General features: G+C 73.7%; 11 protein-coding genes. 9 read left to right on the forward strand and 2 right to left on the reverse strand.

What is annotated here, in order from left to right:
- Positions 1-886: 886 nt before the first annotated feature.
- Positions 887-1,495, reverse strand: a complete 609-nt coding sequence (locus FEF34_RS43870; protein WP_325063611.1) for a lamin tail domain-containing protein — start codon at positions 1,493-1,495, stop codon at positions 887-889.
- A 436-nt stretch (positions 1,496-1,931) separates the two neighbouring features.
- Between FEF34_RS43870 and FEF34_RS01820 the strand changes: the two genes are divergently transcribed.
- From FEF34_RS01820 to FEF34_RS01860, 9 genes are all read left to right on the forward strand, one after another.
- The gene (locus tag FEF34_RS01820; protein ID WP_138051553.1) at positions 1,932-3,410 is read left to right on the forward strand and encodes a glutamate-cysteine ligase family protein; all 1,479 of its coding nucleotides are present in this window, start codon (positions 1,932-1,934) and stop codon (positions 3,408-3,410) included.
- 189 nt (positions 3,411-3,599) lie between these two features.
- Complete coding sequence (locus FEF34_RS01825; RefSeq protein WP_138051554.1) at positions 3,600-4,361, forward strand: class E sortase; 762 nt, start codon at positions 3,600-3,602, stop codon at positions 4,359-4,361.
- A gap of 123 nt (positions 4,362-4,484) precedes the next feature.
- Positions 4,485-4,964: a (2Fe-2S)-binding protein gene (locus FEF34_RS01830; RefSeq protein WP_138051555.1), complete on the forward strand. Its 480-nt coding sequence runs from the start codon at positions 4,485-4,487 to the stop codon at positions 4,962-4,964.
- On the forward strand, positions 4,961-7,423 hold the full coding sequence (locus FEF34_RS01835) for a xanthine dehydrogenase family protein molybdopterin-binding subunit (RefSeq protein ID WP_138051556.1): 2,463 nt from the start codon (positions 4,961-4,963) through the stop codon (positions 7,421-7,423). The genes FEF34_RS01830 and FEF34_RS01835 overlap by 4 nt, the downstream gene beginning before the upstream one ends.
- Positions 7,420-8,274 (forward strand): FAD binding domain-containing protein, encoded by an 855-nt coding sequence (locus FEF34_RS01840; protein WP_138051557.1) that lies wholly within the window; start codon positions 7,420-7,422, stop codon positions 8,272-8,274. Before FEF34_RS01835 ends, FEF34_RS01840 begins: the two co-directional genes overlap by 4 nt.
- A gap of 16 nt (positions 8,275-8,290) precedes the next feature.
- The gene (locus FEF34_RS01845) at positions 8,291-9,253 is read left to right on the forward strand and encodes an AAA family ATPase (RefSeq protein ID WP_234042218.1); all 963 of its coding nucleotides are present in this window, start codon (positions 8,291-8,293) and stop codon (positions 9,251-9,253) included.
- 5 nt (positions 9,254-9,258) lie between these two features.
- A complete protein-coding gene (locus FEF34_RS01850; RefSeq protein ID WP_138051558.1) occupies positions 9,259-10,410 on the forward strand; it encodes a vWA domain-containing protein in 1,152 nt (383 codons plus the stop codon).
- Positions 10,403-11,563, forward strand: a complete 1,161-nt coding sequence (locus FEF34_RS01855; RefSeq protein ID WP_138051559.1) for an XdhC family protein — start codon at positions 10,403-10,405, stop codon at positions 11,561-11,563. Before FEF34_RS01850 ends, FEF34_RS01855 begins: the two co-directional genes overlap by 8 nt.
- A 2-nt stretch (positions 11,564-11,565) precedes the next feature.
- A complete protein-coding gene (locus FEF34_RS01860) occupies positions 11,566-12,306 on the forward strand; it encodes an SRPBCC family protein (RefSeq protein WP_138051560.1) in 741 nt (246 codons plus the stop codon).
- A 3-nt stretch (positions 12,307-12,309) separates the two neighbouring features.
- Here FEF34_RS01860 and FEF34_RS01865 read toward each other — a convergent pair whose 3' ends face one another.
- Positions 12,310-13,140 carry a class I SAM-dependent methyltransferase gene (locus FEF34_RS01865; RefSeq protein WP_234043038.1) on the reverse strand — a complete coding sequence of 277 codons (831 nt, stop codon included), beginning with the start codon at positions 13,138-13,140 and terminating at the stop codon, positions 12,310-12,312.
- Positions 13,141-13,291: the final 151 nt, after the last annotated feature.

The raw sequence follows: 13,291 nt of genomic DNA on the forward strand, positions 1-13,291 counted from the left end.
CGGACGGAACGGGAGGGCCGGAGTCAGCACACTCGAGGCGGGCCGGGCCGGGGCCCGGCCCGCCTCGGGTGGACGGCACAGCGGCCGCGTCCGGGCGTCTCGGTGAGGCCGCGGCGGTGGGCCGGTGCCGCGACCGGCGATGGCCGCCCGTCGAGGGGGCGTCCGGTGCGTGCGACCGCAGGGAGGCCGGAAGCCTTGTGGCGAAGCTGCCGGGGCTTCCGGCCCGCGCTGCGAGGGACGCGTGCCGGACGGCGACGGCGCAGGCCCGCCGGGGAGACGCGCTAGCGGCGCGTCAGGCAAGGTTCGCCCGTCAAGGAGCGGCGTCCGGTGCACGGGGCCTCCCCCGGCCCTCGGGGCCGATGGGGTGGGGTCTCCCCAGGCCCTCCCGGGCCGATGGGGTGGGGTCTCCCCAGGCCCTCCCGGGCCGAGGGGGTGGGGTCTCCCCAGGCCCTCCCGGGCCGAGGGGGTGGGGTCTCCCCAGGCCCTCCCGGGCCGAGGGGGTGGGGTCTCCCCAGGCCCTCCGGCCGAGGGGGTGGGGTCTGCCCAGGCCCTCCGGCCGAGGGGAAGAACGCAAGGCCCCGGATCGACCCCGTAGTGGGCCTACTCGGTTGATCCGGCAACGCCGCGAGTCGCCGTGCCGGGCGCCGCGACGGGGCGAACGTCGCCTGACGCGGCACGTAGGGCGTGTTGCGCAAGTCCCTCCTGGCCCGCGACGCCTGGCACGCACGCTCGCTGCGTTGTCGGAGTCATCCAAGTACGTCCAGTACGAGGATGATCCTCCGCCTTGCGATCTTCCCCTCGGCCCGGAGGGCCTGGGGAGACCCCATGCACCAGACGCCGCAGGCCCCGGCCCTACGGGCGGACGGAGCTACTTACGCAACACGCCCTAGCGGCGCGGGAAGCCGCGTCCCCAGGACTCGAAGTCGACGACGCGGCCGCGGCCGTCGCGCAGCGTGGCCGTGTCCCGGCTGTCCCAGATGTGGTTCCGGCGGCCCTGGTAGACGTCGTGGCGGGTGTCGAAGCCGCGGCCCGTGTGGACACGGACGCTGGAACGGGCGGGCAGGCGCAGGTCGTCGAAGCGGTAGCGGTTGCCGTCGCTGTCCGACAGGGTCCATCCGTCGAGGTCGACGGCGCGGCGGCCGTTGTTCGTCACCTCGACCCACTCCGCGTTCAGGCTGCGGTTGGAGCGGAAGTCACGGCGCGGGCCGTTGTGCTGGACCTGGCCGATGGCGACCGGGGAACGCCGGTCCCGGCCGAACCGGTCACCGCCGAACCGGTCACCGCGCCGGTCACCGCCGAACCGGTCACCGTCGAATCTGTCGCGGTCGAAGCGGTTCCGGTCGTCGTGGTGGCGGCTGTGGCCGGCGTGACGGTCGCGCCCGTCGCGGCGGTCGTGCCCGTTGTCCGCGGAAGCCGGCACGGCCATCGCGCCGACGATCGCGCCGGACGCCAGGGCCGCCGCCACGAGACGACGGACGTTGCGGGAAGCAGACATGTGGATGCCCTTCACTTCAGTGCCCACCCGGCCTGCGGGGCCGGCGGGCGGACCATGCTCTCGGCCTGTGCCGAGGTCGCACACACTCGCCGGACAGAAACTCCCGTAAGCTCCCAAACCACCCTGTGTTACGAAATGCGGATATTTCCGTAACTCTCGGCTGCATACGGCATGAACCACGGCGACATGAGCCGACAAACCCTCTGCACCGTACAGCGACCCGTACAAGCATCAACAACAAGCGGTTGCCGCCCTCGCTCGCCACCCCGTACGCCACCCCACCCACCGGGCGGCACGGACGCGGCGGCGTGTAACAGACCACGTCCGCGGGCCGGGCGCTCCGGACCGCCCGGCCCGCGGTCCCGCTCGCTGGTCGAGTCCGACGGGCGGTGGCACCCTGAGAGGGGATCGGGCCCGAGGAGATACGGGAGGGCCGATGGGACGAGACGTCCCGGCGCTGGTGTTCACCCGTGACGACCGCCGTCGGTACCGGAACAAGATGCAGGACTGTCTCGACACCTTCGCACTGATGCTGAGCGAGTCACGGTTCGAGTCGGAGCGGCCGCAGGTCGGCCTGGAGATCGAGCTGAACCTCGTGGACGGCGCGGCCGAACCGGCGATGCGGAGCACCGACGTGCTCGAGGCGATCGCCGATCCCGCCTGGTCCAGCGAGCTGGGCCGGTTCAACCTGGAGATCAACATCCCACCGCGCCGGCTGACCGCCGGCGGCCCCGACGCCTGGGAGCAGGAGATCAGGGACGCGCTCAACCACGCCGAGGACCGGGCCGCGCAGGTCGGTGCGCACCTCGCGATGGTGGGGATCCTGCCGACGCTGCGACAGAAGGACGTGGGCGAGGCGGCACTGTCCGAGAACCCGCGCTACCGGCTGCTGAACGAGCAGGTGTTCGCCGCCCGCGGGGAGGACCTGCGGATCGTCGTGGACGGTGTGGACCGGCTGCAGACCTACGCGGACACGATCACACCAGAGGCCGCCTGCACGAGCACCCAGTTCCACCTGCAGGTCTCGCCCGACGAGTTCGCGGGGTACTGGAACGCGGCGCAGGCCGTCGCGGGCGTGCAGATCGCCCTGGCCGCGAACTCCCCCTTCCTGTTCGGCAAGGAGCTGTGGCGCGAGACCCGTATCCCGCTCTTCGAGCAGGCGACCGACACCCGCCCCGAGGAGATCAAGGTGCAGGGCGTGCGGCCGCGGGTGTGGTTCGGCGAGCGCTGGATCACGAGCGTCTTCGACCTCTTCGAGGAGAACCTGCGCTACTTCCCCGCGCTGCTGCCCCTGTGCGACGACCAGGACCCGGGGGAGACCCTGGAGGGCGGCGACATCCCGGAACTCGCCGAACTCACGCTGCACAACGGGACGATCTACCGCTGGAACCGCCCGGTGTACGCGGTGGCCAACGACCGGCCCCACCTCCGGGTCGAGAACCGGGTACTGCCCGCCGGGCCGACGGTCGCCGACGTCCTGGCCAACGGCGCGTTCTACTACGGGCTCACCCGCGCGCTGGTCGAGGAGGAGCGCCCGGTGTGGTCGCGCATGTCGTTCTCGGCCGCCGAGGACAATCTGCACACGGCCGCCCGCCACGGGATCGACGCCCGGCTGTACTGGCCGGGCATGGGGGAGGTACCGGTCGCCGAACTGGTGCTGCGGCGACTGCTGCCGCTGGCGCACCGGGGTCTGGAGCTGTCCGGCATGGACGCGCAGTGGCGGGAGCCCCTGCTGGGGATCATCGAGCAGCGCTGCGTCACGGGCCGCAACGGCGCGGTCTGGCAGGCGGAGATGTTCCACCACATCGACAGCACCACCCATATGACCCGCCACGAGGCACTCCGGCGGATGACGAGGCAGTACATCGACTACATGCACCTCAACGCGCCCGCGCACACCTGGCCGGTCGACTGAGCACCGTCGCGCGTACGGGGCGGCCGCGAAGGGGCGGCACGGACGGGCGGCGCACGGAGGGACGGCGCACGGAGGGACGGCGCACGGAGGGACGGCGCGGGAACAGACGATCGGTTACCGTCGTGGGGACGGCCGCGGTCCAGCAGCACCGCGGCCCGCCGCGTCCCCGCCACGGATCCGAATGCCCCCATGCACGCTTCCCGCGCCGTTCCCACCGCTCTCGCCGGAGCCCTCGTCGCCGTGCTGGCAGCCTGTTCCCCCGCGGCCGGCGGTGCCCGGACGTCCGACAAGCCCGCGGCCGCCCCGGGGGCCTCGCCCGCCGCGGCCGAGGCCCCGAGGTCACGCCCGTCGGCCTCCGCCCCGCCGGCAACGTCCTTCGCCCCCGCGTCCACCCCGTCCCCGAGCGGGACGCCGGAGCCGCCGGGCAGCGCACGCACCCGGCCGGCCACGCTGAGCATCCCGTCGATCGGCCTGGCGGACCTGCGCGTCGTCCCGTACGAGGGGACCACCGACGACTGGCCGGGAACGCGCATCCAGGACCGCGGGGTGGCCGCCAGCCCGTACGGTGAGCGGGGCGGGGCCGGGCCGGGAGAGGTCGGCAACTACCTCGTCACCGCGCACCGGCTGTCCGCCGGCGGGCCCCTGCGGGACCTGCCGTCCCTGGGGGTGGGCGAATCGGTCCTGGTGGCCTCGGGAGGCAAGATCTACAAGTACCGGATCACCGAGCACCGGACGACGTCCTTCCGGTCCGCCCGGTCACTGGCCGAGCAGCGGGCCGCCGTGCCCGGCTTCCCCGGCAGGACCGCCACACAGCCGATGATCACGATCTCCACCTGCGCCACCCCGGAGGACAACGCGGAGGGGAACTTCTGGCGCGACGACCGGAACAACCCGGAGCACCGGATCGACCGGGTCGGCGTAATCGCGGACGTGCACGACACCACGGGCTGACCGGCCGGAGCGGGCCGCGGACGCCGTCAAGCTGCTCGGTCGCGGGGCGTGTTGCGTCGATCTAGAGTTGGACATACCAGACAAAACCATCTGGTATCCCCTGCCCGGTCCCTGGGAGGGCCGATGAACCGTATCTCGGTGACCGTGGACGGCGTTGCCTACCAGGACGACGTGGAACCGCGTCTGCTGCTGGTCCACTACCTGCGGGACCGCCTGGGACTGACCGGCACCCCCGTCGGCTGCGACACCGGCAGCTGCGGCGCGTGCACCGTCGAGCTCGACGGGCGCAGCGTCAAGAGCTGCTCGGTGCTCACGGTGCAGGCCGACGGAGGCGAGGTGACCACCGTGCAGGGGCTCGGCACCCCCACCGGGGGCCTCGACTCCCTCCAGCGGGCCTTCCACGAGAAGCACGCGCTCCAGTGCGGCTACTGCACACCCGGGATGATCATGGCGGCCCGGGAACTGCTGAGGGACAATCCGGACCCCACTCCCGACGAGGTCCGCCACGCCCTCGAGGGCAACCTCTGCCGGTGCACGGGCTACCAGAACATCGTCCACGCGGTGCTGGCGGCCGCCCGCCACGAGCAGGAGGCCACCACATGACCGCGCAGCCCGCGGACCGGACGCAGCGGGAGGTCGGCCGCCCCCGGGCCCGCAAGGAGGACGCGCACCTGGTCACCGGTCAGACCACCTGGACCGACAACATCAGCGTGCCCGGCATGCTCCACATGGCCGTGCTCCGCAGTCCCATGGCCCATGCCCGGATCGACCGGGTGGACGTGTCCCCCGCCCTGGAGCGGCCCGGTGTCGTCGCGGCGTTCAGCGGACGCGACCTCGCCGACGGTCTCGCCTCGATGCCGTGCGTGTGGCCGGTGACCGAGGACATCGTGATGCCCGACCACCCGCCGGTCGCCGTGGACGAGGTGCGCTACGCGGGTGACCCGGTCGCCGTGGTGATCGCCCGTGACCGCTACGCGGCGGCCGACGCGCTCGAGGCGGTGGACGTCGACTACACCCCGCTCGAACCGGTGCTCGACCTGGAGGCGGCGCTCGCGGAGGGCGCACCACTCGTGCACGCGGACAAGGGCACGAACCGGTGCTACGTCTGGCCGCTGACGACCGGTGAGGACTGGGACTCCGCGCGGGCCCGGGCGGACGTGGTGGTCTCCCGTCGGTTCCTCCAGCAGCGGCTCATCCCCAACGCGATGGAACCGCGCGCCGTGGTCGTCATGCCGATCGCCGCGTCCGGCGAGTACACCATGTACTCCGCCACCCAGATCCCCCACATCGTGCGGGTGCTGATGGCCATGGTCACCGGCATCCCCGAGCAGAAGCTGCGGGTGATCGCCCCGGACGTGGGCGGCGGCTTCGGCTCCAAGCTCCAGGTGTACGCGGAGGAGGCGGTCGCCCTCGCCGTGGCGCGCACGCTCGGCCGTCCGGTGAAGTGGACCGAGTCGCGCTCCGAGGGCTATCTCGCCACCCACCACGGCCGGGGCCAGATCCAGGACGTCCAGATCGCGGCGACGCGCGAGGGGAAGCTACTCGGGCTGAAGGTCGACCTGCTCGCCGACCTCGGCGCGTACCTGATGCTGATCACACCGGGGACCCCGCTGCTCGGCGCGTTCATGTACCCGGCGATCTACAAGATGGACGCCTACGCCTTCACCTGCACCGGCGTCTTCACCACGCGGACACCCACCGACGCCTACCGGGGCGCGGGCCGCCCGGAGGCGACGTTCGCGATCGAGCGCATGATGGACGAACTCGCGGCGGAGCTGGGGATGGACCCGCTGGAGCTGCGCCGGCTCAACTGGATCGGCCACGACGAGTTCCCGTACACCTCGATCGCCGGGCTCACCTACGACAGCGGCGACTACGAGGCGGCGACGGAGAAGGCGCTGGCGCTGTTCGGCTACGAGGGGATGCGGGCCGAGCAGCAGGAGCGGGTGCGGCGCGGCGACCCGGTGCGCCTCGGCATCGGCATCTCGACGTACACCGAGATGTGCGGGGTCGCGCCGAGCCGGGTGCTGAGGGACCTGCGGTACGCGGCCGGCGGCTGGGAGACGGCGAACGTCCGCATGCTGCCGACGGGCAAGGTCGAGGTCGTCACGGGCACGAGCCCGCACGGTCAGGGCCATGTGACGTCCTGGAGCCAGATCGCGGCCGACGTGCTGGGGGTGCCGTTCGAGGACGTCGAGGTCGTGCACGGCGACACCCGGGCGGCGCCCCAGGGCATGGACACCTACGGCTCGCGCTCCCTCGTGGTCGGTGGCACGGCGGTGCACGAGGCGGCGCAGAAGGTCGTGGAGAAGGCACGGAAGATCGCGGCGCATCTGCTGGAGGCCAGCGAGGACGACCTCGACTTCGCGGAGGGCGTGTTCTCGGTGAAGGGCTCCCCGGACGCGCGGCGGACGATCCAGGAGATCGCGTTCGAGGCGTTCTCCTCGCACGACCTGCCCGAGGGCATGGAGCCGACGATCCACGCCGACCACGTCGTGGACCCCGACAACTTCTCCTACCCGCACGGCACGCACCTCTGCGCCGTGGACGTCGACACGGAGACGGGCCACACCCGGATCCGCTCCTATGTGTGCGTCGACGATGTAGGCCGGGTGGTCAACCCGGTGATCGTCGAGGGCCAGGTGCACGGCGGCCTCGCCCAGGGCATCGGCCAGGCGCTCTACGAGGAGGCCGTGTACGACGCCGAAGGGAACCTGACGTCCGGGACGATGGCGGACTATCTGGTGCCCTCGGCGGCCGACCTGCCCGAGTTCACGACCGAGCGCACCGAGACACCGGCCACCACCAACCCGCTGGGTGTGAAGGGCGTCGGGGAGGCGGGGACGATCGCCTCCACACCGGCGGTCGTCAACGCCATCGTGGACGCGCTGCGCCCCCTCGGGGTGACGGACGTGCCGATGCCGTGCACCCCCGAGCGGGTGTGGCGGGCCATCCGGCAGGCCCGGGGTGAGGAAGGCGCCGTGCCCGCCGGGGGACGGCCGGAGGGCACGGCACCGACGACGGGCCAGGCGCCCGCCCCGGGCGAGGAGGGGTTGGCATGATCCCCGCGGCGTTCGACTACAGGCGGCCGGAGTCGGTGGACGAGGCCGTGACCGCGCTGGCCGACGGCGGTGAGGAAGCGAAGGTCCTCGCCGGCGGCCAGAGCCTGCTCCCGATGCTGCGGCTGCGGCTCGCCTTCCCCGAACTGCTGGTGGACGTGGGCAGGATCGACGAACTGCGGGGGGTCCACGAGGAGGCGGACACCCTCGTCATCGGCGCCATGACCACGCATCACGACGTGCTGGCCGACCCGCTGGTGCGGCGGCACGCGGGCCTGCTCGCCGCGGCGACGGAGACGGTCGCCGACCCCGCCGTGCGCAACCGGGGGACACTGGGCGGCTCCCTCGCCCACGCGGACCCGGCCGCGGACCTGCCCGCGGTCGTCCTCGCGCTCGACGGCGAACTGGTCGCCGCCGGCCCCCGGGGCCGGCGCACCATCGCGGCACGCGACTTCTTCACCGACTACCTGCAGTCCGCGCTGGGCCCCGACGAGCTGCTGGTGGAGGTACGGCTCCCGAAGTCCGGGGACTGGGGATTCCGGTACGAGAAGTTCCACCGGACCGCGCAGGCGTGGGCGGCGGTCGGCGTCGCGGTCCTGGTCCGCTCGGACGGCGGGCGGATCGCAGAAGCCCGGATCGGGCTCACCAACATGGGGCCGACCCCGCTGCGGGCCGCCGCCGCCGAGGCGGCGCTCGCGGGAGCGGAGGGCCCCGAGGAGGTGGCACGTGCCGCGGAGGCCGCGGCCGAGGGCACCAGCCCCTCGACGGACCTGTGGGGTTCGTCCGAGTACCGCGAGCACATGGCCCGGGTACTCACCCGGCGGGCGGTGCTCGCCGCGGCCGGGCCGTCGTGACGGGTGTGCGGCACCGATGAGCGAGACGGCGACCGGGTCCGCGGGGGAGGCCGGCGACGGCGGGGCACGACGGGCCGCCGGAGCAACCGCCGTCCTTCCCCAGGGGCCGGACGAGGTGCGGCGGCGGCTGGAGGACGTCGGCTACCTCGTGGACGAGGGCCTCGCCACCGCCTGCTTCCTGGCGCTGAGGCTGCACCGCCCGGTGTTCTGCGAGGGTGACGCGGGCGTGGGAAAGACGTCGCTCGCCGGTGCGCTCGCCAGGATGCTGGAAGCGCCGCTGATCCGGTTGCAGTGCTATGAGGGGATCGACGCCTCGCAGGCCCTGTACGACTGGGACTTCCCGCGGCAACTGCTGCACCTGCGCGCGGCGGAGGCGGCCGGGGTCACCGACGTGGACCGGCTGGAGGCGGAACTGTACGACCGCTGTTTCCTCGTCGAACGGCCGCTGCTGCAGGCGCTGCGGACCCAGCCCTCGGTACTGCTCGTCGACGAGGTGGACCGGGCGGACGACGAGTTCGAGGCGTTCCTCCTGGAGCTGCTGTCGGAGTACTCGGTCACCGTTCCCGAACTGGGCACGCTGCGCGCCGAAACCCCTCCCGTGGTGGTGCTGACGTCGAACCGGACCCGAGAGGTGCACGACGCTCTCAAGCGGCGCTGTCTGTACCACTGGTTCGACCACCCCGCCTTCGCCCGGGAGCTGGCGATCGTCCGCAGCCGGCTGCCGGCGGTGTCGGCCAGACTGGCCGAGCAGGTCACCGCCCTCGTCCAGGCCCTGCGGTCGGAGGAACTGGTGAAACCGCCGGGAGTGGCCGAGACGATCGACTGGGCCGAGGCGCTGGACGCACTGGGTGCCACGGAGCTGGACGCGGAGCTGGCCGTGGCGACGCTCGGCTCGGTGCTGAAGTACCGCGAGGACACGGAGCGGGCCCGATCCATGGACCTGTCCGCGATCCTCGCCCTGCGGGCTACGGGGGCGTGAGGAGGATGGCGGCGGTGGACGGCGGTACCGCGGTGCTGGTGGGATTCGCGCGCGCGCTGCGCGCCGCGGGACTGGACGCCGGGCCGGACCGGGTGCAGACGTTCCTGCGGGCACTCGACGTCCTGGGGCCGCGGCGGCGGAACGACGTGTACTGGGCGGGGAGGCTCACGCTGTGCGGCGGCCAGGACGACCTCGACCGCTACGACCGCGTGTTCGGCGTCTACTTCGGGCCGCGCGACCGCCCCCCGGCGCCACGCGCCCGGCCGCTGCCGCCCGGGGCCCCTCCGCCGCGGCTCGCCGTACGGGAGACGGACCGCATCCCCCGCGGAGGCAGCGGGGAGGAGGACCGGCGGCCGGGCGCGGCGGCGGCCCTCGCCAGTCCGGTGGACGTGCTGCGGCATCGCGATGTCGCCGCGCTGACGGCCGCCGAACGCGAGCAGGTGCGGCGGCTGCTGGCCGCGTTCGCGCTGCGGGGCGAGCCGCGTCGCTCCGCGCGGCTGCGCCCGGCGCGGCGGGGTGTCGTCGACCCCCGGCGGACGGTGCGGGAGTGGCTGCGCCGCGGCGGGGAGCCGGCCCGGCTGCGCCGGCGGGCGCGTGCCGAACGACCCCGCCGGGTGGTGCTGCTGGTGGACGTGAGCGGGTCGATGGCCCCGTACGCGGACGCGTTGCTGCGGTTCGCGCACGCCGCGGCGCACGGCGGGCCCGCGGCGTCGAGGGCGGCCACGGAGGTGTTCACGATCGGCACCCGGCTGACGCGGGTGACCGCCGCGCTGGGGCACCGAGACCCGGACACCGCGCTGGCGGCGGTCGCCGCCGCCGTCCCCGACTGGCGCGGAGGCACCCGGCTCGGCGAGATGCTGAGGGCCTTCCTCGACCGGTGGGGCCAGCGCGGGATGGCGCGGGGCGCCGTCGTCGTGGTGCTGTCCGACGGCTGGGAGCGCGGCGATCCGGCCCTCCTCGCCGCCCAGATGCGGCGGCTGCACCGGCTGGCGCACCGGGTCGTGTGGGCCAATCCGCGCAAGGCCCGGCCCGGTTACGCGCCGTTGGCGGCCGGGATGGCGGCGGCCCTGCCCAGCGTCGACGCGTTCGTCGAGGGACACAGTCTGGCGGCGCTGGAGCACCTCGCCGCGGTGGTGAGAGGAGCCGAGGATGCGTGAGATCCTGCCCGCCCTGAGCCGCTGGTACGCCCGGGGCGAGCCGTTCGGACTGGCCACGGTCGTGTCGGTGAGCCGCAGCGCGCCGCGCGGGCCCGGCGCGGCGATGGCCGTCGGCCCGGACGACGAGGTCGTGGGCAGTGTGTCCGGCGGTTGTGTGGAGGGCGCGGTCTTCGAGATGGCGCAGGAGGTCCTCGCCGACGGTGCGGCGCGGCTGCACACCTTCGGGTACAGCGACGAGGACGCGTTCGCGGTCGGGCTGACCTGCGGTGGTGAGATCACGCTGCTGGTGCGGGCCGTCTCGCCGGGCACCGACGCGGTGTTCGGGGCGGTGGCCGACTCGGTCGCAGCGCACCGTCCGGTCACGGTCGCGACCGTGACCGACGGCCCCGCAGCGCGCGGCGCCACCCTGGCGGTGTGGGCGGACGAGGTGGCCGGGTCGCTCGGCTCCGAGGGGCTGGACGCCGCCGTCGTGGCCGACGCGCGCGGCGGGCTGGCGCAGGGCTCGACCGGTGTGCGGCACTACGGGCCGCGTGGACAGCGCCGCGAGGACGACGTCGCGGTCTTCCTGCACTCGTTCGCTCCGCCGCCGAGGATGCTGGTGTTCGGGGCCATCGACTACGCGGCCGCCGTCGCCAGGATCGGTGACTTCCTCGGCTACCGGGTGACGGTGTGCGACGCGCGTCCGGTGTTCGCCACGCCAAAGCGGTTCCCGGAGGGCGTCGAGGTCGTCGTGGACTGGCCGCACCGCTATCTGGACCGGACCGAGACCGATGGGCGCACGGTCATCTGCGTACTGACGCATGATCCGAAGTTCGACGTGCCACTGCTGGAGCAGGCCCTGCGCCGGCCGGCGGCGTACATCGGCGCCATGGGCAGCCGCCGCACCCACGACGACCGCGCCAAGCGGCTGCACGAGGCCGGGCTCGGCGAGGGGCAACTGGCCCGGCTGCGCTCGCCGGTGGGCCTTGACCTGGGGGCCCGTACTCCCGAGGAGGTCGCCGTGTCCGTGGCGGCGGAGATCGTGGCACTGCGGTGGGGTGGGAGCGGCGCGCCGCTGACGGAGACGGCCGGCGCGATCCATCCGGCCGGGCCGGTTCCCGGAGGCGGCGCGACGCGGGCGGGATCCGCCGGTGATGACGAGGAACGGAGCTGAGCATGGAACTGCGGCACGAGTTCACCGTCCCGGTACCGGTCGAGGAGGCGTGGCGGACGCTTCTCGACATCGAGCGGGTGGCGCCCTGCCTGCCGGGCACGACCGTCCAGGAGTTCGACGGCGAGAAGGTCACCGGCACCGTGAAGGTGAAAGTGGGCCCGGTCACGCTGACGTACCGGGGCACCGCCGTCTTCGAGGAGAAGGACGAGGCGGCACATCGGATGGTGCTGAAGGCGAACGGCAAGGAGCTGCGGGGGCAGGGTACGGCACGGGCGACCGTCACGGCCGGGCTCACCGCGTCGGACGAGGGAACGGCCGTGTCCGTGCGCACCGACTTCGCCGTGACCGGGCGGCCTGCCCAGATCGGGCGGGGCGTGATGGCCGAGGTGGGCGACAGGCTGGTGGGCCGGTTCGCGGACTGCCTGTCCGAGCAGCTCGCCGGGGCGCCCCGCGCGGACGCCGGGGCTGGCACGGCGGCCGGAGCGGGGGCGGCCGCGGCCGGGCCCGCGGTGCCGGGAGCCGGGGAGCCGCCCGCACCTGCCTCGGCCGCGGCGGAGCCCGGCGGCCCGGCCGTGCCCGGGGCGCGTGCGGAGGCAGGGCCGACCGAAGCCGCCGAGCCCATCGATCTCCTGCGGACCGCGGGCCTGCCGGTCACCAGGAGGATCGTCCCGGTGGCGCTGGCTGCGGGGGCGGCCGCCGCAGCGGTGGCCGTGGCCGTCCGGTGCCGGCGCCGGCGGTGCTGACCGTCAGTCCGTGCGGGTCGCGAGCAGGGCGAGGAGCAGCGGGATCCGGGGCGAGCCGTCGGGCAGCCGCCACCAGCCGCCGGGTGTGCGCACCATCTCCGGCCAGCGCGGCCAGGGGAGTTCGTCGCTTTCCCGCAGCCTGGTGATCCCGAAGCCGGCCCCGGTGAGGGCGTTGACGATCTCGTCGATCCCGTGCATCCACTCGAAGCTCTCGGTCGTCCCCCGCACGGCCGGCCCGTCGGTGTACGTGTACGTCGAGTCCCGGCGGATCGCGCCGCGTCCGCCCAGGTAGTCGTGGCGCAGCAGGAGTGCGGAGCCCTCACCCGGCGCGGGCTTGGGGCCGAGGGAGCCCAGCAGCGGGTGGAACTCGACGAGGTACAGCCGGCCGCCGGGACGCAGCAGTGCGGCGGCCGTGGCGGCCCAGCGGTCGAGGTCCGGCAGATAGCACAGCGCGCCCTTGCCGGTGTAGACGACGTCGAACCGCCGTTGGGTGCCGAGCGCTTCGGCCGCGTCGTAGACGTTGGCCTGGACGTAGTCGACCGCAAGACCTGCGTCGGAGGCGAGGCGGCGGGCCGCGGCGACCGACGCCCCGGAGATGTCGAGCCCGGTGGTGCGGGCACCGCGCCGGGCGAAGGCGAGCGTCTCGGTGCCGAGATGGCACTGCAGGTGCAGCACGTCACGGCCGCTCAGATCGCCGAGATCCGCCCATTCGAAGTCGCCGAACCAGCGGTCGGGGTCGGCGTCCCGCTGCCCATTCCCCGTGAGCCCGTAGAACGCGCTGGCCAGGTGCACGGGGGTGCGGGCGTCCCAGTTGGCTTCGTTGGTCCGCATCATCCGCCGCAGGGCGGGGTCCAGGGGTGCGTCGTGTTCGGCTGCTTCGGTCACGGGGACCATCCAACCGTCCGCGGCCGCCCCGACGGGCACGCCCGGGCGGCCTTTTCCGGACAGTCTCCACTTGACGAATCCGTTTGCCATGGCGGCAAAT

Origin of the sequence: Streptomyces marianii, from assembly GCF_005795905.1 — a bacterium.
GTDB classification, from domain to species: domain Bacteria; phylum Actinomycetota; class Actinomycetes; order Streptomycetales; family Streptomycetaceae; genus Streptomyces; species Streptomyces marianii.

Excerpts from the sequence above, each read along its gene's own strand:
- FEF34_RS01830 (WP_138051555.1), top strand. The coding sequence starts at position 4,485 with ATGAACCGTATCTCGGTGACCGTGGACGGCGTTGCCTACCAGGACGAC.
- FEF34_RS43870 (WP_325063611.1), bottom strand. The coding sequence starts at position 1,495 with ATGTCTGCTTCCCGCAACGTCCGTCGTCTCGTGGCGGCGGCCCTGGCG.
- FEF34_RS01845 (WP_234042218.1), top strand. The coding sequence starts at position 8,291 with ATGAGCGAGACGGCGACCGGGTCCGCGGGGGAGGCCGGCGACGGCGGG.
- FEF34_RS01840 (WP_138051557.1), top strand. The coding sequence starts at position 7,420 with ATGATCCCCGCGGCGTTCGACTACAGGCGGCCGGAGTCGGTGGACGAG.
- FEF34_RS01835 (WP_138051556.1), top strand. The coding sequence starts at position 4,961 with ATGACCGCGCAGCCCGCGGACCGGACGCAGCGGGAGGTCGGCCGCCCC.
- FEF34_RS01855 (WP_138051559.1), top strand. The coding sequence starts at position 10,403 with ATGCGTGAGATCCTGCCCGCCCTGAGCCGCTGGTACGCCCGGGGCGAG.
- FEF34_RS01860 (WP_138051560.1), top strand. The coding sequence starts at position 11,566 with ATGGAACTGCGGCACGAGTTCACCGTCCCGGTACCGGTCGAGGAGGCG.
- FEF34_RS01850 (WP_138051558.1), top strand. The coding sequence starts at position 9,259 with ATGGCGGCGGTGGACGGCGGTACCGCGGTGCTGGTGGGATTCGCGCGC.
- FEF34_RS01865 (WP_234043038.1), bottom strand. The coding sequence starts at position 13,140 with ATGATGCGGACCAACGAAGCCAACTGGGACGCCCGCACCCCCGTGCAC.
- FEF34_RS01820 (WP_138051553.1), top strand. The coding sequence starts at position 1,932 with ATGGGACGAGACGTCCCGGCGCTGGTGTTCACCCGTGACGACCGCCGT.
- FEF34_RS01825 (WP_138051554.1), top strand. The coding sequence starts at position 3,600 with ATGCACGCTTCCCGCGCCGTTCCCACCGCTCTCGCCGGAGCCCTCGTC.